Below are 19359 nucleotides of genomic sequence, written 5' to 3' on the forward strand. Positions count from 1 at the left end.
GGCCGGAAGTGCCAGACTGACACAATGGTTTTTCAGTAAACCATAGGAGGAAAAGGAGCGTAGAATATAAAAAATTCTGAAGAGGCAGGCGTGTTTATGATCTGCGCAGCAGTGTAAAATAAGGTCTTCCAAAGCTATGACCAGAAAAAGATGATGGGTTGATCTGGATTATGCCGCGCAGGTGGGTTTGGCCGAACAGGTTATGGGTCCAGCAGCATGCGGGTGTTGAGTTGTATCTGCCGGTGGTTGAGTTTTTTGATGTAATTCTTGGTTTCCAGATATTTGAAAATTCTGCTGGTTGTCTCAAACGTCATGCCCAGATAGTCGGCAATATCCTTACGGCTCATAACCAGCGTTAACACCTGCGTTGCTTGGTTGAAGTATTCAGGCTGTTTGCTGTAATCGAGCAGAAAACCGATCAGTTTGCTGGTCGCTGTTGGGTGGGACATCAGAATAATATGGTTTTTGGCCGCCATAAGGGAGGCTGTTTTCTGCTTGAGCAGTAAATCCGTTATGCCCGGATAGTTCTGGGCAAGGGTTTGCACGGCACTCCGGCGCAGGCGCTTGAGGTGTACGTCCACCAGCGCAATGGCAGACCAAGCGTAAACATCGTTTTCTACAATGCCCAAAACCCTGCCGGGCCATAAAAAATCAAGCACCAGATTGCGGCCATCTTCAAGCTGGTAATCCAGCCTGAGTGCCCCGGATTGTATAAAATAGATAAAATCGGCACTTTCACCTTGCCGGAACACAATGCTTTTTGCGGGTTTTTTCAGGTCGCAGCCAATGCGCTCCAGAGCCGAGCATGCTTCTTCCACAAGACTGGGTGGAGTGCTTGGGGCATGCTCCCCGGAATACTCCAGATTATGCAGCGGTCGAGAGTAAGGCACGGTGCTGGTTACCACCCAAGCGGCAGCGCGGAAGCGGGCAGGTGGTCTGGTTCATGATGTGTGACCGCCATGCCGGTAAACCCTTGCTGTCATGATGACGAGGTTGCTGTTGGGTCCTAAATAAACGAAACGGAACCGTTTCACAATATCATCCAGTACAGGCGGCCAGAGTGAATGGACCAGCCTTTCAGGCGGCTGAAGTGGTGCTTTGCTGCGGGGATGCGAGGTTTTTTTCTTCGGCAAGGGCGAGTTGGGTCAGATGTTTTTCGTTCTTGCGTAAAAAAAGACCTGAGCCAAGCAGGCCGATTACGGTCAGCACCCCTATGGCTATGCCGGTCGGGCCGGAAACTTCCGATATTTTTCGCCCCAGCAGGTAGGTGCCCATTGCATACCCCCCGGCCCAGCATGTGCCGCCCAGTGCATTAAAAAGCATAAAGCGCTTCCAGTGCATGTTGCACGCCCCAGCCAGCAGGGCCACAAAAACGCGCAGGACAGAAACAAACCGCCCCAGAAAAACAATGGCGCTACCGTGGTGGCGGAACAGATATTGGCCCAGCACCAGCCGTTCTGGCGTCAGGCCGACCTTGCGCCCATGCTTTTGCAGGAGCGGAAGCCCAAAATGCCGCCCGATCAGGTAGCCAAGATTATCCCCGATGATCGCCCCGGCAATAGCTGCCAGCGCAACACCCTGAATGGCCAGATGGTGGGTTTTGAGGCAGTACAGCGATGCGGTGATAATGCAGGTTTCGGCCGGAACAGGCAGGCCCATGCTCTCCATCAGAACAAGCAGGGTCACGATACCGTAACCGTAATGCTGAAGCAGCGTATCCAGATGATGTAGCAGGGGGAGCATCCTTTTTGGTGTTTCCGTTTTCTGATGCAGTCAGAGTGTTACGGGTGGGAAGGCTTTCTGTTGCATGGCTGCATTTCCTGCCATGTTTGAGTTGGTGCTGGCTGCTGGTGGTGTTGGATTACTGTTATCCAGCGAAAGAGAAAGAACAGAACCAAGTTAGAAAAATAAGAACAAAAAACATACAGTCAATAATTTTTAAACAAACGTATTTATAATCAATTAATAAAATATCAAATAATCTCAATAAATTGGAATAACCGTTTTTTTAACGCTCAATATATTTTCATGTGTGCTTATCATTAAGACAAATTCATGAGTAACAGCATTAATCTGATAAGGAATACAGTCGCATGAAATTAGATCGTGCAGGCATTTCCATGGCCAAAAACAGCACTAAAATTGTACTGTTTTCTCGCGCCAGAGTCCGTTCGTTTGCTTTGTCAGGCCCGGTTCTGGGTATTCTGGTCGGGTTGAATGTGGCGCTCCAAAAGGCTGCTCACGCAGATAACACCCTGTACCTGACCGGAAGCCAGACAACATATGTGGTGAATGGTCAGGAAAGTTTTTTTGTACCGGGGGGGGCCTGCTCAAACAATATAGCCCCATCTCCACTCTGCGTGGATGGTGGGGCTACGCTGGGAATTGTGGGCACAGGGGCCACGGTCACATCCACTGCGCAGGTTTATGTCGGGTTTACCACCTCGGGCACCAGCACTCTTTCCATTCAGGGGGGAGGGACTCTGCTGCTCAACCGCTCGGTTATGCAGATTGGCTGGAGCGGGGGGGATGGTCTGGTCAACGTTTCTGGCGCGGGCTCCCAGATAGTGACATCACCCGAGAGCCTTCTGGTTGTGGCAACAGGGGATAACAGCAATTACGGCAGCCCGTTTATTGGTACGACCAACAAAACCTACGGCACCCTTAACATTACCAATGGGGGGCGGGTTCTGGTGGGTACAGTGGCTATTGGGATGTATGGTGACGGCATCGGCACTGTAACGGTGGATGGTACCAACTCCCTTTTGCAGGCAAGCCAGGATTATTACGTCAATGGTGGTTCGGGGGGCGCAGGCGGCACGGGTACAACACAGGTCAGCAATGGCGGTATGCTGTTTGTGGGCGGGCAGGTCTATTTTGGTACGGACAACACCAATGGTGATGGCACGCTTATTCTGCAATCCGGCGGCACGCTGGCACTGGGGGACCGGGTTGCCAATGGCCAGACGCTCAGTGCGCTGGTGGATCAGGAGGGAACGGGCGGGCAGTCACATCTGATCCTGTCTGGCGGGGGCATCAAGCTGATTAATTCCGGCTTAACCACGCAAATGGCCATGCAACTGACCGGTGGCGTGCAGTCCACCTTTGATACCAATGGCAGAATGGCGGTGTTGTCTGGCACGCTCTCGGGCAATGGGGGGCTAACCAAGGCCGGGCAGGGGACACTTATTTTATCCGGGACCAATACCTACACCGGGCAGACGGATGTGCAGTCCGGGGTGCTGGAGGTTGATGGCGGGGTCAGCAGCGCGGTGAATGTGCTCGGTGGAGCCACTCTGGCGGGGCAGGGTAGTGTTGGCACTACAACGGTGGCCTCCGGTGCTGCTCTTTCGCCCGGCGTGGGGAGCACTGGTGGGCAGTTGAATGTGGTGGGGAACCTGAGCATGAGCCAGGGTTCCTCCCTGCTGGTTAATAACCTGTCCACCACGCAGGAACTGGTGCGGGTTACGGGGAGTGCAAACCTGTCCGGTGGCACCGTGCGCCTGTTGGGTGCCGAGCAGAACCTGCGTTACGGGGAGCAATACACCCTGTTATCCGCCGCACAGGGTGTGAGCGGGCAGTATGAAGGGGTGAGTCTGGAACAGGCGAGTATTTACCCATTTTTATCTCCCACCCTGCTTTACACGGCAAATACGGTAAACCTGCAATTACTGCGTAATTCTGTGCCTTTTGCCGCAGTGGCACAGACACGGAACCAGCGGGCCGCAGGGAATGGATTGCAAGGCGTGGCGCTGGATAGTTCCGTGGTGCGTGCCGTGGTGCAGCTTGGGGGGACCCGCGCGGTGGATGGTGCGCTGGATGCATTGTCGGGCGAAGTCCATGCCTCCATGCGCACGGTTCTGGTGCAGGATTCCATGTATGTGCGGCAGGCCGTATCCGACCGGTTGGCCGGAGCCTGGTGTGATAATGGGCCAACAGGGCAAAACGTGCATGTGCTGGGCACGCGGCATGGGCGCGGGGTGGAGGAGGGCTGCATGGCAGAGCGCGCGGCAGTGTGGAGCCAGGCCTATGGGGGTTTTGGCAATAATAGCGGCAATGGCAATGCGGCCAGCCTGCACCATTCTACATCCGGGTTTATCATGGGGGCAGATGCGCCTTTGGGGGAGGAGGCCCGGTGGCGTGTTGGGGGGCTGGTCAGTTATGGCCGTTCCATGGTGGACAGCGGAGGGCGCAGCGCGTCTGGCCGGAGCAACAACATAACGCTGGGGGGGTATGTGGGCGCGCGCTGGGGCGGGTGGCGCCTGCATATAGAGGGCGATTACACATGGAACCTGCTCTCCCTCTCACGCAGGGTGGCGTTCGCGGGTTTTGGCAACACCCTGTCTAGCCATTATGATGGAGGCACGGCACAGGGTGTGGGCGAACTGGGCTACCGGTTCCATACGGGGCGGGCTGTGCTGGAACCGTTTGGTAATGTGGCTTACGTAAACCAGCATACCAGTTCCTTTCGGGAGCATGGGGGCGTGGCAGCACTGCGTGGGCGGGCAATGACCAGTGGGGTCACGTTTGCCACGTTCGGGGTGCGGGCTTCCGCTTCTTTCCAGACACATGGGGCATGGGTTACTCCACATGCCACATTAGGCTACCGGCACGCCTTTGGCCTGTTAACAGCCACCACGCATGAGGCCTTCGCCATTGGCTCTGGTGCCTATGGCATGGAGGTTGCCGGCATATCCCTGAGCCCGAACGCGGCGGTCATGGATGTGGGGGTGAGTGTTAAACTGACAGACCGGATAGATATCGGCGTGTCCTATCTGGGGCAGTATGGTGGGCCGTCCTCCAGCAGTGGTGCGCATGGTGGCGTGACCTTCCGTTTTTAACGGAGCGTGGCCCTTATCTGGCATATGCCTGTATTGCGGCACACAACCCCAGTGCTGGCAGGGCAGGCGCATGCCGGAGGTGCCGTAAGGTAAAGAAAAATTTGATATAACACTCCACTTTTGCCTGTATGCGCAAAAATATCAACACAGGAATAAAGCGCTTTATCTGGTTCCCTATCGGCCGGAGGGCTGTGATCGGGCGAGAACTGCTCTTTTTTGGGGGTTCTGTTGTTCGTTCAGAGGAGTTATTCCGCTTTATCACCCCTTGGAGCCAGTGCTCTGGTTTATGTAGAGGGCAGACTGTCTGTTCGGTTGTCGCAATAATGTCCGGGATATTCTGCGTTCCGGTCGGGGTTATGATTTTAGGGTGGAGTGAGTTTTTGTGACGCAAGAAAGACGTTCCCCAGTGGCGGGTTCATGGCGTGCATCGCCCAATGCAATCAAGCTGAACCAGTCCATGCGGCTGATGCGTCGTGATGTGCTGCTCTCGGGCATTGGTGCTCTGGCAGCATGGGGTGGGGCCAGTGCTGCTCCGGCATTGGATACAGTGCCTCCACCCGTGCCGGCCGTTGACCCCGGCCTTGCCCGGTTTATGGATGTCTCTCATTGTCTGACGGACCGCACGGAGCTGGACTCCGCCGTAGGCGCTGCCCTGTACGCCGGTATGGTGCAGGCCAAACCTGAACGTACGGCCCAGATCGCAACCCTGTATGACCTGAAGGCAAAGTACAGGCTGATCACCGCGGCCGAACTGGCAAAAGCGGCGGAAAAAGCCGACAAGGCCTTAAAAGAGACGATTCATGACATCATGATCGGTTGGTACCGTGGTGTTGCGGGGGGCAAGGTCGTTGTGTACCGCACGGCCTTGATGTTCGACATCACCAAAGATGCAATTTACCCCAAGACCTACGCCGCAGGTGGCCCATTCTACTGGACCACCAAGCCGCCCGAGGTCGCGCGTCCGACCGGTCTGCCGGCCCTTTCGCCCTCGCCGTTTGTCGTGGAACCCACCTGAAGAACTGAAGCAGTCCAAACCTATGTCTTCTGACCAGAATCTTTCCGCTGATGTTGTTATTGTCGGGTCCGGCGTTGCCGGAAGTTCCATTGCCAACGAACTGGTGCGCGCTGGAATATCCGTTATCGTGCTCGAGGCGGGTCCGCGCGTGGACCGGCAGCATTTTGTAGAGAACTTTCGTAATCTGGAGAACAAACCCTCCTATCAGGGGCCGTTCCCCAGCACGCCGTGGGCGCCCCATCCGCCCAACCAGCAGTCCCCCAATAAATACCTCCACACGACTGGCCCGGATGCAGAGGCATACCAGCAGGCTTATCTGCGGCTTATGGGGGGCACAACATGGCACTGGGCCGGTTGCGCATGGCGTTACCTGCCATCGGACTTTGAGCTGAAAACCCGTTACGGGCAGGGGCGCGACTGGGCCTTGAGCTATGATGACCTGGAGCCATTCTACTATCAGGCCGAGGTGATGATGGGCGTCTGCGGGCCGGACCCAAGCGTGGAAGACCTTGGCTCCCCCCGCAAGCAGCCCTACCCCATGGAAGCTCTGCCCCTGTCCTATGCCGGGGAGCAGTTCCGCAAGCTGATTACGGAAAAAACTCCCTGGCGTATTGTGCATGAACCGCAGGCCCGCAACACGCGCCCGTATGATGGGCGGCCAACCTGCGAAGGGCATAATAACTGCATGCCCATCTGCCCGATCGGGGCCATGTATAACGGCAGCTATTCCGTTTACCATGCCGAGGCAGCCGGGGCGAAGTTTATCCCCAATGCGGTTGTGTACAAAATTGAGCGGGATGCCGCGAATAAAAAAGTTACAGCGGTACACTATTACGATCCCGACAAAGGGTCGCACCGCGTGAGCGGAAAATACTTTGTTATTGCCGCCCATTGTATTGAAACCGCCAAGCTCCTGCTTCTGTCCGCCGATGAGCAAAGCCCCGATGGGGTTGCCAACAGTTCAGGCCATGTTGGCCGGAACATGATGGACCATACCGGCGTGCAGGTGACGTTTATTAGCGGGGACAAGGCGCTCTGGCCGGGGCGTGGGCCGCTGGAAACAAACGTGATCGACAATTTCCGGGATGGAAGCTGGCGGAACGAACGCGGTGCGTACCTTGTGCATATGGTGGATGACAATCAGGTGGACTTTGCCACCCAGCTTGCCATTTCCAAAGGGTATGTCGGTCGGGAGCTGGAAGAGCAGATCCGCTACCTTGCATCACACACGGTGCGCCTGTTCAGCCATAACGAGGCCCTGCCCGACCCCGAAAACCGCCTGACCCTGAGTAAGACGGAAAAAGACGTACTGGGTATTCCGCACCCCGAAGTCTATTACAAACTGCCCCAGTACACGGTGCGTAGCTGTGACCACACGCGCAGTGTGTTCAAGCAGCTGATCCACCTGATGCACGGCACGGATGAAGAATGGACACCGGGCTACTTCCCGCAGGATCATCCCTCGGGCAGCACCATTATGGGCGTGGCCCCCAAGGATTCCGTGGTGGATGGGCATTGCCGCACACATGACCATGAAAACCTGTTTATTGCCAGTTCGTCTGTCTTTTCGACCGTGGGAACGGGGAATATCACCCTGACCGTAGCGGCCATTGCGCTGCGTGTTGCCGATACGTTGAAAAAAGAACTGCTCCATGGCTGATTTCAAACATATTTTCTGGTCTGTTCTGCTGGGTGGGGCGGTCTTTGGCGGAGTGCATGCCACGCCCGGCCATGCTGCGGATGACGAGCAGGCACTTATGGCGCGTGGTGCATACCTTGCAACCGCGGGTGACTGCGTGGCCTGCCATACGCGCCCCGGCGGCAAGCCCTTTGCCGGTGGGCTGGAAATTGCCACCCCCAAAGGGGCGGTGATTTCCACCAACATAACGCCCGACCCCCAAAACGGCATTGGTGCATACACGCTGGAGGACTTTGAAAAAGCCCTGCGCCGTGGCCTGCGAAAGGATGGGGCGTATCTTTACCCCGTTATGCCTTATGTGTCCTATGCCGGGCTGACTGATCAGGACGTCAAGGCGCTGTACACATGGTTCATGCACGGTGTGCAGCCAGTGGCGGAAAAAGCGCCTGAAACACAAATGGGGTTCCCCGGTAATATCCGTATGTCCATGATGGCGTGGAACATGCTGGCCGAGAGCGAAAAGCCCGAAACAGGGGATTCCGCAACCTATGACAAGCTCCGCCGTGGCCATTACCTGGCTACAGCGCTGGAGCATTGTGGCACCTGCCATACGCCCCGTAACTTCATGCTGGTGGAGCAGCAGGACCAGTACTTGGCCGGGAGCCAGTTGAATGGCTGGTTCGCGCCCAATATTACGCCCAGCAATACTGGCGGCATAGGGGATTGGAGCGAGGATGATCTGGTAGCCTACCTTAAAACGGGCCATGCCAAAGGGCGCAGTCAGGCCGCTGGCCCCATGGGTGAGGCGGTTGAGCATAGCACCAGCCACCTGACCGATGAGGACCTGCATGCGCTGGCCGCCTTTATCAAACAGGTTCCCATCCATGATGATGACATGGAGCATCAGGCGCGGGACAGTTTTGGCAAGGCGCTACAGGAGCCTGATATTCGGTCCGGTGTTGTCCATCAGGTCGGTGATCTGTACGAAATGGGTGGGGCTGAACTGTACGATGCAAACTGCGCAGCCTGCCATGGTGCCAATGGCGCAGGAACGGCGGACCAGTATGTGCCCTCGCTCTACACCAACTCCGTTGTGGGTTCGGGGCGGCCGGATAATCTGATCATGACCATTCTGGAGGGCGTTAACCGCACGACGCCGTCTGGCCATGCCAGCATGCCCTCTTTTGGCAGCCATTCCGACGTGCAACGCCTGAGTGATGAGGAAATTGCCAGACTGGTCAATTACCTGACCATCAGGTTCGGGAGTGGGGACCATCAGGTTAATGCCGAGCAGGTTGCGGCCATGCGCCAGCCGCGCCCGGCCCCGGCTCCTGCTTCCGCATCTGCTCCGGTGCCAGCACCGGCAACCGCAGCACCTGCAACAGTTGCCTCCCCGCCTGCCGTGCCGGCTTCGGGCAAGGAGGCAGCCCAGCCTACGCCGCCAGAGCATCCATGAGGGCTGCTGCCTGTGGCGGATAAGCCGCGGGATAAAGGTGCATGCCCCTGAAGGCCCGGTAAACGCTTACAAAGTCTGCCCCGTTATGTTCCCCTTGTGGGCGCTGGCGGGGCAGATTGCGTTTGGGCGGGTGGAGGAATGCTCTATGCTAAAAAGGTATAAGCAGGTAATTGGAGGCACATGGTGCCACGTCTCGCTCGGTCTGGCGTTAGGGTAAAGCTATCAAAGCCGGTTGTGCATTCGTAAGGTTACTTGCATGTTGCTGCCTCTCTCGCCGATATTGGTCGTTGGTGATTTTGGTTGAGGGTTATGAACACGGGCAGCTTGTCAAAGCTGGCAGAATCATAACAAACTAGATTATTTATTGTGTGGTCAGGTCTTTAGGAGATTTCCCATGTGGGAAAACCCAAAACATATTATTGTTCCCGTGTTCTTCAATTACCGTGGAACAGCCCTCTTTCATGAGGATCCTGTCAAGGTAAAGGCGAACCCTAACGGCCTGCAGAAGTTCATGGGGCTGTTTAACCAGAAATACCTGCCCACAGACGAAATCCGTTATCAGAAGCATTTTTATTACGGTTTTGAGTTCAACCCGCGTGAGGTCAAGGCAACCCAGTGCCTGATGGGGGGTATTTTTGACTTTTTCCATGCGCGTGGGCTGACCTTCAACTACCCCGATATTTCCAACCGCAAGGGAACGGAAATCTGGATTGGGGAGTATAAGTGCCATCTGTTTGATATTATGGCGGATATCAGAAACCCCCATCTATGCGATTTTGGGTATTTTGACCCCAAAACAGGCGCCGTTGTGCTGGACGATAATAAAAACCGGTCCGATGGGCAGCATAAGCCCGCAGATGTGTCCCGCCGGTTTGTGCGTGACAGCTTTTTGAACGGGAAGATTCTGTCTAGCTGCATCAAGATCATGGAAATGCCCAAAGAAAAAGAACCTGCCGCCTAAGGTAAAGCCGGGTTCTCTCTCTGGTGTTCAGGTTTTGGTCAGGGTTGCCGGGGGCGTGGGTATCTGTTTCCCGGCGTGTCTGAGCGCAATGCGGGTGTAGAATAGTCTGGGGTCTTTAAACGTGTGGAAATCTGCCTGTCAGCACAGGGGGTTCTGTATCTGATACCGTTATGTATTTAATAATTAAATATATTGTAACCGGTTTGCGGCGTTTTCACTTTATGAAAACTTCCTGTTTTTAGGTTGTATACGCACTGCAAACCCATTTTGGTGTTTTGGACTTTAGTTTTTGTGTCATTCATAAACTCTGGGGAAGGTTTTAGTCTGTTTTATGGAGAATGCAACAAATCTGGATTTAGTGCAGAGACTGTATCGCGCCCTTCTTAACACGGCCGATGCGGTGTTGCAGGCTTCTACCGAAAGCGAGATGTGCGATAAAACATGTGCCGATCTGGTATATGATGCGCTTTTTCAGGCAGTCTGGATTGGTCGGAAGGATGAGTCCGACACGTTGCATATCCTCTCCTGCATGGGGGCTGGCACGCAGGGGATGACCAACCTGAAGTTTGGCTTTCAGGAAGATTCGCCCCAGTTTCCTGTCGCCGTGGAGGCATGGGACAGACAGACCCTAGTTTACAGTAATGACGAACTGGGGGAGCAGAAAAACACACCATGGTATGATTTTCTGTACCGTAACCAGTGGCGTGCCGTGCTGGCGGTCCCGATCTGGCGGGGCGGCGTACGCTGGGCCGTTATCTCGTTTGTATCAATCCGCACAGATATGTTCGATGAGCAGTGTATAGGCCTGTGCCAGAAGGTGGCGGAACTGCTGGGCCATGCGCTGGATAAGCTGGATGCCCAGAAAAGGCTGGAAAAACTCCAGAATGAGGAAGCACGCCGCGCACGGCATGACCCGCTAACAGGCCTGCCCAACCGCCTGGCGCTGGAGGAGTATATGCCACAGGCCATAGCCCGCGCGGTCCGTCAGGGCAGTTCGGTGGCTGTGGGTATGCTGGATCTGGACGACTTCAAGCAGGTTAATGATGGTTATGGGCATGAGGCGGGGGACCGTCTTTTGCAGGCTCTTGGGCGTCGTTTGCAAGAGCATGTCCGGCATACGGATTATGTTGCCCGGCTGGGCGGCGATGAGTTTGTTATTGTGCTGGAAAATCTGGACCCGCTGTTACGGGTAACACAGGCTACAAAAATTCTGGATAACCTGCACAAAGCTGTGGAAACGCCCTTTGCCATTGCGCAGGATGCTTTTGCCATGGTGGGCATGACGTTAGGGCTCGCACTGTATCCGGTTGATGGCGAAGACCCCGACACGCTTTTGCGCCGTGCCGATGCGGCCATGTATTTGTCCAAGCAGAACAAGGCCAACCGCCAGAATTGGTGGTGCATGGCCAGCAATACCCGGCAGATGCCTGCTGAGGAGGCCGTGGAACAGGTTGCCTTTAACCCATACGGGCCAGAAGCTGCGGAACTGCTGACCCGCGCCAAAACGTTTCTGACACGGATACGGCAGAATTTTATCGAGTGTTTTTACGACAGTCTGGCAAAAATGAGCGAGGCGCAGTCTATCCTGTCTGTGCTGACACCAGAGCAGCTTGAGCACCTGAAGCAAAAGCAGGCTGCACATCTGGATTTTTTACTGGGGGCAGAAACGCAACGGCAGGATATTCTGCAACAGGCGACAAAGCTGGGTGCCATTCACATGCTTTGTGGTATTTCCCCCGCCCTGTTGGGAGAAGCCTATAGTATTTACCGACGTTTGCTGATTGACAGTCTGGATAAAGCGCTGCTCCGTGCGTATGACCGGTACCATATTCTCCTGACAACCGAAATGCGCTTGCAGGATGATAAAGGCGCACAGCTTGAGGCCGGGCAGAAGATAGAGGAAAAATATTTCTCTCTTCTTTCCAAGCGTCTGCCTGTTGCCGGGGGTGTATGGCCGGATGTGAGTGCGCAGGGCATAGAGGCTCTGGGCAGCCTGCCGGGTATTAAAGCTGTTTTGCTGTTCCGGATGAACCCTGCTGGTGAGCTGGTGGTTGAACATAGTGGAGGGGCTGCTGGTGCCCAGCTGACCGAAAGACTGAAGCAGATCATCAGCCAGCCCGTTGTGAACGCGCAATCGGTATTTGGTAATACTGTGACCGGTCTGGCATGGCGGACACGACAGAAGCAGACCTGTGCCTCTTATTCCACAAACCCCAATGCCGCTCCGTGGCGGGAGATGATGCAGGCTCTGGGCATAAGTTCGTCCATTAGCATCCCCATTTCCATGGAGGAGGAGCAGGTCGCGGTTGTGCTGGCCCTGTTTGGCGCATGCCCTAACCAGTTTGAAACCCAGCGCATGCAGCAGTTTGCCCGCAGCCTGCAACACCGCTGGGAGCAGATGTGGATGCGGTGCTGCTTCCCCCGGGGGTCCGTCGTGACGGAAGAACAGTCCTGCTACCTGAGGGACAGGTTGTTCAGCGATGGGTTGCGGATGTACGTTCAGCCAATTGTAAACCTGCGCACGGGAGATTTGCTGGAAGTTGAAGCACTTGTGCGTATTCAGGATACCAATGGTGCCATTATCGAACCCGGGAGCTTCCTGTCCCTGCTTGGGCAGAATGAGCTCGACAGGCTGTTCCATATGGGGCTTGAGGAGTCTCTGAGCTTATTGCAGCAGTGGCAGAAGGACGGGCAGATTATCAACCTGGCCGTGAATATGCCTCCCACTTATCTTTTAAATGAGGATGGCCCAGCGTGGGTTGAGAGTGCTTTGCAGCGCTATAACATCCGCCCCGAGCAGTTAACGGTTGAGCTGCTGGAAACCCAGATGATCGACCCGACCATACAGGATATTGCTATCCAGAAGTTCAAGGCGGTAGGGGTCAAGATCGCGATTGATGATTTGGGGTCGGGTTATAGTAACCTGCTCCGCCTTTCTTCCCTGCCGTTTGATATTATCAAGGTTGACCAAGGGCTTTTGCGGAATATCCGCACAGCACCGCTTCAGACATTCAGCATGGTTAAGTCCGTGCTGGATATGGGGATAGATTTCCATGAGCTGGTTATTGTGGAAGGTCTGGAGGATGATGACGTTATCGAGGCCATCTACCATCTGGGCTGCCGTTTTGGTCAGGGATATGGCATTTCTCCCCCCATGCCTCCCGAGCATTTTGTCAAATGGCATGCAGAGTACCGCGTAAAAGCCCATTCCTGCAGCTATGCCAAGGAACTGGTGAGCGATCTGGGCGTGCTGTCGTATCACTGGATGTCCACGCGGGGCGGGCAGAGTGCCAGCAGGCACTCACTGCGCCATAGCCTTATAACGCACTGGCTGGCTGCACGGGGGCTGGAAGGCTCTGATGCAGCACAATGGCATGAACAATGCCATTATGGAGATGACCCTGTGGGGGCTTCCCGCAAATTTATAGGCTGGCTGGTTAAAAGAATAGCCGAGGCCAATCAGGAACGTCTGTCTTTGGTAGAAGAGCCTAAAACGGGCGTATAGACCAGTGCACATGGTGCTCCCATGCGCGGCATTGCTACGCCGGATGAAAGGGTTTTTCCTGCCTGTTCGGTAGATGCACGTCATCGCGGCCGGACAGGTTCGGTTTCTGGCAGGAATGGGCAATCTGGCGCGATTGCCGGTTCCCATTCGGCGCAAAAAGGGGCTTGCCACTATAAGTGGCCGCAAGGCGGCATAGTTGGCTTATGGCCACGCGTTGGTGATTTGTTCCTGACAAATACCGGCGTGTTGTGGCTCGGCTGGGGTTAAAGCAGAATAACCCCAACTGTAAGCACTGTAGCAAGCTGGTGTTTTCTACAGGACGTGGCAGTATATAAAAGAAGGAGCATCTGGCTCCTGAAAATACTTTCTCTATCGCCCGTCAGAGGGAGATAGCTGATAAAAATGCTGGAGATAGAATAATGAAGATTAGCGCACGCAATCAGATCAAAGGTACAGTCAGAAAAATAGAAAAAGGTGCAACCACCTCTCATGTGAGCATCGAAATTGCAGGTGGAGCTATTGTTATGGCATCCATTACCAATGAAGCTGTGGCAGACCTCGGGCTGAAGGACGGAGAGTCCGTCTATGCTGTGATCAAGGCATCCGATGTTATGGTGGGTGTTGACTAAAGACATTCCATTTCTGGAACCGTGCCTTGTAAAGATGGTGCTTGTAGCCTCATAAAATCTGGCACGGTTTCCATTCTTTTGAAACAAGAGTGTTCATAGATAAAGATGAACAGAGATGTTTTTGAAACTGACCTGTGTTTTAAGGCAATAAAGAAATCAGCTTAAAAACCGGCTGGTTACAGCATTCTACGGGCTGCAAAGAACCAATTTGGCGATACTTGAAAGCAATACGTAAAGGTATGCTGGCACTCAGCGGATATTATATTATCTGAGCAGAAAAATGAATTACTGAAGTATGTTCTGCTGTTATTACAAATAAGCGACAAGAACGTGAATTGAAAATTTTTAAAACCCGGTTTAGCCTCATAAAAAACAGTCATAAGAAAAAGAAAAAATGTCTGAAAAAATGATTCTCCGTGCTCCCCCAGACCTGCAACAGCACAATAAGGTGCCCGTAAGCTTGCCTGTCGTCAGCAAGCTCTAAGCGCGCCTTTATTCTATAAATCAGGAATGTTGTGCCTCTGTTTCAGCGCAAGCTGGGGCGGATGCTTGCAGCTTTGGATAAAGCCATGTCCACATTTCGGGGTCATAGCCGCAAAGCATGTGCCTTGCGGTGTCGTATCTTTTATTCTCTCGCAAAATTGCCAGCTGTTGTGGGGCTTGTTCTGCTGGCTGTGCCTTACGCCGTAATGGCGCAGGACGTTAAAAAATTGCCTGTGTCCGCGGGTGCTGAAGCCAGTGGGGGGCATGGTACTGCACCGCCCCCGGTCAAACATAAGCGGCCTATTGCGGAAGAGCGTCTGGAATCCTTGTTTCAGACGGAAAGTATTTCCTCATTATTGAACCATAATGAAGATGCCTTGCGGCGGGGGGACATTAGTGCGGGGTATTATGTGTCCGAGCAGGCATTTGGCAACCTTATGCCCTCCCTTAAACCCTTACGGGACCGTCTGGCGAACCATGGTTTCAGCTTTGAACTAACCTATAAGGGCGAGGGCATGGGGAATATGAGCGGTGGCCTTTCCAAAGGAATGGACTACACGCATGAAGTGCGTATTGCCATGCTGTTTGATCTGGGACGGCTAACCAGATGGAAACCGCTGGAAGGCTGGTTCCTGCATGGTATTGTCATGAACCGGGAGGGGCGGCAGGTTGGGTGGGACCACGTGGGCGAGCGCAATGTTCTGCTGACCGAGGTCTGGAGTATTCATGGCCCTGCCGCCGCACGTCTGGCAGACCTTTACGTAGAAAAATCGTTTCTGAACAACAGGATCAATATTAATCTCGGGCGTATTGCGCTCACGCATACCTATTCCACTTCGGTGCTGCTGTGCACGTTCATGACCATGTGTTCCGCACCTATGGCCATTCGTGAGCCTGCAGGCTGGAGCGTGTATCCTAAAACATCGTGGGGCGGAACATTCCGCATACGTCCCACGCGGGATCTGATTTTACGAACAGGCGTGTACCGCATTGGCCCCAAAGCGGTTGATAACACAGGCTGGGCGTGGGGGAGTGAGCCGTACACTGGTATTCAGACCCCTGTGGAACTGACCTGGGAACCCTTTTTTGGTGAACGCAAATTGCCCGGTCATTACAAAATTGGGTATGCGCATGATACGTCCCCCTATGCGGACATGATCGGGGTTGTTCCGCCCGCTTTTGCCGGGTCCGTGCAAAAGCATAAGGAAAAGCCCAGAGATACGTTTTATATCGAGACGGACCAGATGGTTTACCGCAGTCATGGGCAGCACCAGATGGCGGGGGGGTATGTGCTGGCGGGATTTGTCCATAATACTCCAAGCAATTCTACATTCGCCAATGAGTTTTATGTCGGGGCTTCTTTGCTGGGGATCATTCCCGGGCGCCCGTTTGATCGGTTTGGGGTCATGTATTCCTATTACCAGCTCAGCCCTCGCACGACGTATGGGCAACGATTGCGCCAGATGGCAGGCATGTCCATGGGGGCCTATGTTAATGCACCTCAGACCCACTCTGCTATTCTGGAAGCGTATTATGGTATCCCCATCATGCCGGGGCTGGTTGTAACCCCCGAGTTTGAATACATGATGCGCCCGGGGGAGACATCGGTCATTCCCAACGCTGTTCTGGCAGGGCTTAAAGTGATCAGTGCTTTGTAAATCGGGCCAGTCGGGCGGTGTTTCAGGCCGCCCGTATTTTTTCAGCTTCCCGCGTGCTTGCTACAGGCCCGATCTTTTGGGGTGGGTGCCCTCCTTGGTTGCCATATCTTAATTCTGGACATGTTTTTAGCCATTTGAGCTATTTATCATTCCGGAATCATAACTATAATTCAGGTCGTGCGCTATGTGAGGAGGCTCGATCTGTCAGAGATTCAGGAAACCGCATTTATCAGGCGTGGCGCCAATTTCTCGTTTGGTCAAACGGCTTACCCCGATGGAGGGGAGTTCAGGGTCACCAGTGGTGCCTATGCTGCTCTGATCCTGTTGGAAACAGGTACCATGAGCACGGTTATTGATAGGAACCGCCGCGAGCTGCATGCTGGTGAATGCGGTATTTTCATCAACAGAACAGGCCGTCGCTCCACTTACGCTCCGGGCAGCCGTGTGATGTGGTGCGAAACACCGCTGCTCAAGTCTGCCCTGCCAGCCAGAAGTGATTTTCTGGGGGACAGGGTTCGTGCATCCCAGCGTATTCTCACGTTGTTTCGTGAGGGCATTAACTGCGGCCTGAATAGCTCGCCCACGCTGGATACATTACGCAATGCTTTGGGCGAGGCCCTGTTTGCGGCATGGCGTATAGAGGCGGGGCAGGACGTTATCGGGCATATGCCGCCCTCCCTGATTGCGGCAAAATCCTATATCGACCAGCATTACGCGGAAAAGCCATCCCTTGAGCAACTGGCTAGCGTGGCTGGTGTTACACCGCCTTACCTGATCGACCTGTTCCGTCGCCATCAGGGTACAACCCCTATACGGTATTTACGTAACGTAAGGGCCCAAGCAGCTTTGCGCCTTATACGGCATACAGACATGTCGCTTGCCAGTATTGCCGATATTACCGGGTATGGATCGGCATTTCATCTCTCGCGTGAGGTCCGGCTGATGAATGGCCAGAGCCCACGCAGTATCCGGCAGCGCGGTATTCATGGCCAGACATCCCATACCATGGGAGGCGCCACCCGCCTGCCTGACGATCAGCATCAGTCTTTGCGTCCTGCGTTTGAAAGGATACGTCCGATGGTACCCCCTATTCCTGTTATTGATATTGCAGCACTCCGCCATGGCAGCAGTGCGGAGCGTAAGGTAGTGGCTGCAGCCCTTGGCAGGGCATGCCGCGAAGCCGGTTTTTTTTACATTACCGGCCACGGTGTTGCGCCTGAAATGATGAACAAGCTTTTTGAAGCTTCACGCATTTTCTTCAACCAGCCTGCCAGTGCCAAGGAAAAGGTCGCCATGAGCAGGCTTGGCAAAAATCGGGGTTATGTTGGTCTGGGCGTCGAACGGCTTGATACGACATCCCTGCCCGATAATAAGGAAGCCTTCAATATCAGCCCCCATAATGTGGATGATGCAGACGTATGGCCCGATTTACCGGGGTGGCGGGACCTGATGATGGCATATTTTACAACATGTCTGGATATAGGTGCGGCCCTGCACCGTGGTTTTGCGCGCGACCTTGGTGTGGATGAGAATTTTTTTGTTGATAAGTTCAAAAACCCCATGGCAACGCTGCGTCTGCTGCGTTACCCGCCTTCTCTATCAAAACGTGCCGACCAGGCTCCGGGGGCAGGGGCACATACGGATTATGGCAATGTGACCATTCTGGCCGTTAATGGTGTGTCCGGCCTGCAGGTGCGCCCACGTGGGAGTGACTGGATGGATGCGCCACTTATTCCCGGCACATTTATCTGCAACATTGGGGACTGCCTGATGCGCTGGAGCAACGATGTGTATGTCTCCACCCCCCATCGTGTTTTGCGCCCAGAAGGAGAGCGATATTCCATTGCCTTTTTTCTGGACCCGGATGCGGATGCACAGGTTGAACCAATTGTCAGCCAGCAAGGTGAAAGTGCGCATTACCCGCCTGTGAGTGGCTACGATTATCTGCAGGAAAGGCTACAGGCAACGTATGGGCACCAGAGCTAAGGCTGAATAGATCAGTCCACGCTTTCCATTTTGATCATGAGTAGAGAACATGATCAATACTCAAAAGATTTCCTGAATCTCATAGTTCAGTCGTACATGGCCGGAAGGAACTGGGATGAAGTGCTGCGAAACAAATGCAGGTGTGTCAGGTTGTATGACAAAGGCTCAATCAGCACAGGATAATCCGGTTGATGAAGTGCTGCCCTTAAACAAGCTGATTATCTATGGTGTTCAGCATGTCTGCACGTTTTATGCTGCTGCGGTTATTGTGCCTATCATTCTGGCCAATGCGCTTAACCTGTCCAGAAGTGACCTGCTACACCTGATCAATGCTGATCTTTTTACATGTGGTATTGCGTCTTTAATACAATCAGTTGGTATTGGAAAAATTGGTGTCCGTTTACCGCTGTTACAGGGGGTTACCTTTACAGCCATGGTGCCGATGGTCACTATTGGTGTAGCTGCAGGTGGCGGAATAGAAGGATTGCGAGAGATTTACGGTGCAATTCTCATAGCAGGTCTGTTCGCGTTTGTAGCGGGAAAATATTTTTCCAAAATTGTAAGGTTTTTCCCACCAGTGGTCATGGGATCAACCATTCTTATCGTCGGGCTTGCCCTGCTTCCCATAGCCGCAAATGATATTGTTGGTGGCCAGAGCCCGAGCATTATGCAGAGCTCTGTTAATATCAGGAATATTTATTATGCGTTGGGTACTTTTTTTCTGATTGTCATCTTACAAAGAGTGTTACGTGGCTTCTTTTCCACCATAGCAGTGCTGTTGGGTTTGCTCCTATGTTCGGGCATTGCCATGATGCTGGGTGACATGAAAGTGCATGATTATAATGCCCTGCCTTGGGTGGCTTATACTCAGCCCTTTTATTTTGGACTTCCTATTTTTCATATCGCACCAATTCTGTCGATGACAGTTGTTATGATCATTGCCATGATCGAAACATCTGCCGGCGTTTATGCCATTGGCTCCATTGTAAAGCGTGATATTCATGCCGAGGACATTGCCTCCGCTATTCAGGCGGATGGTTTGGCGACTGTTCTGGGCAGTATTCTCAACTCGTTCCCTTAGAGCCTGAATCAGAAAGCGGTTTGATTGATTTTTCGCAGAACTCTGCGGATATGGGCAATCATCAACCACGCGTGGGATGACGAGATTGTTGCCTCGACATCCTTC

Annotated in this window: 12 protein-coding genes and 1 pseudogene; 10 read left to right on the top strand and 3 right to left on the bottom strand. The window is 53.9% G+C overall.

Annotated elements, in window-relative coordinates; translation table 11 throughout:
- Positions 1 to 200: 200 nt before the first annotated feature.
- Complete coding sequence (locus tag GOB83_RS09825; RefSeq protein ID WP_165925921.1) at positions 201 to 890, bottom strand: Crp/Fnr family transcriptional regulator; 690 nt, start codon at positions 888 to 890, stop codon at positions 201 to 203.
- Positions 891 to 1077: 187 nt separating this feature from the next.
- A complete protein-coding gene (locus GOB83_RS09830) occupies positions 1078 to 1743 on the bottom strand; it encodes a DedA family protein (RefSeq protein WP_165925922.1) in 666 nt (221 codons plus the stop codon).
- Positions 1744 to 2093: 350 nt separating this feature from the next.
- Between GOB83_RS09830 and GOB83_RS09835 the strand changes: the two genes are divergently transcribed.
- From GOB83_RS09835 to GOB83_RS09880, 10 genes are all read left to right on the top strand, one after another.
- Positions 2094 to 4841 carry an autotransporter outer membrane beta-barrel domain-containing protein gene (locus GOB83_RS09835; RefSeq protein ID WP_165925923.1) on the top strand — a complete coding sequence of 916 codons (2748 nt, stop codon included), beginning with the start codon at positions 2094 to 2096 and terminating at the stop codon, positions 4839 to 4841.
- Between the two features lie 382 nt (positions 4842 to 5223).
- Positions 5224 to 5856 carry a sugar dehydrogenase complex small subunit gene (locus tag GOB83_RS09840; RefSeq protein WP_373321568.1) on the top strand — a complete coding sequence of 211 codons (633 nt, stop codon included), beginning with the start codon at positions 5224 to 5226 and terminating at the stop codon, positions 5854 to 5856.
- A gap of 22 nt (positions 5857 to 5878) precedes the next feature.
- Positions 5879 to 7516, top strand: a complete 1638-nt coding sequence (locus tag GOB83_RS09845; protein ID WP_165925924.1) for a GMC family oxidoreductase — start codon at positions 5879 to 5881, stop codon at positions 7514 to 7516.
- On the top strand, positions 7509 to 8951 hold the full coding sequence (locus GOB83_RS09850) for a cytochrome c (protein ID WP_194301367.1): 1443 nt from the start codon (positions 7509 to 7511) through the stop codon (positions 8949 to 8951). The genes GOB83_RS09845 and GOB83_RS09850 overlap by 8 nt, the downstream gene beginning before the upstream one ends.
- A gap of 394 nt (positions 8952 to 9345) precedes the next feature.
- Positions 9346 to 9912, top strand: coding sequence for a hypothetical protein (locus GOB83_RS09855; RefSeq protein WP_086645127.1), 567 nt, complete (start codon positions 9346 to 9348; stop codon positions 9910 to 9912).
- Positions 9913 to 10270: 358 nt separating this feature from the next.
- Complete coding sequence (locus GOB83_RS09860) at positions 10271 to 13417, top strand: EAL domain-containing protein (RefSeq protein ID WP_165925925.1); 3147 nt, start codon at positions 10271 to 10273, stop codon at positions 13415 to 13417.
- Between the two features lie 419 nt (positions 13418 to 13836).
- Positions 13837 to 14046 carry a TOBE domain-containing protein gene (locus GOB83_RS09865; RefSeq protein ID WP_086645129.1) on the top strand — a complete coding sequence of 70 codons (210 nt, stop codon included), beginning with the start codon at positions 13837 to 13839 and terminating at the stop codon, positions 14044 to 14046.
- A gap of 689 nt (positions 14047 to 14735) precedes the next feature.
- Positions 14736 to 16187 carry a carbohydrate porin gene (locus tag GOB83_RS09870; RefSeq protein WP_165925935.1) on the top strand — a complete coding sequence of 484 codons (1452 nt, stop codon included), beginning with the start codon at positions 14736 to 14738 and terminating at the stop codon, positions 16185 to 16187.
- 186 nt (positions 16188 to 16373) lie between these two features.
- Positions 16374 to 18173: a 2-oxoglutarate and iron-dependent oxygenase domain-containing protein gene (locus GOB83_RS09875; protein WP_165925926.1), complete on the top strand. Its 1800-nt coding sequence runs from the start codon at positions 16374 to 16376 to the stop codon at positions 18171 to 18173.
- A 154-nt stretch (positions 18174 to 18327) separates the two neighbouring features.
- The gene (locus GOB83_RS09880; protein WP_165925927.1) at positions 18328 to 19254 is read left to right on the top strand and encodes a solute carrier family 23 protein; all 927 of its coding nucleotides are present in this window, start codon (positions 18328 to 18330) and stop codon (positions 19252 to 19254) included.
- 8 nt (positions 19255 to 19262) lie between these two features.
- Here GOB83_RS09880 and GOB83_RS09885 read toward each other — a convergent pair.
- Positions 19263 to 19359 (bottom strand): annotated as a pseudogene (locus GOB83_RS09885) (IS5/IS1182 family transposase); the annotation flags it as partial.

Source organism: Acetobacter fabarum (assembly GCF_011516925.1).
Taxonomy (GTDB): Bacteria; Pseudomonadota; Alphaproteobacteria; order Acetobacterales; family Acetobacteraceae; genus Acetobacter; species Acetobacter fabarum.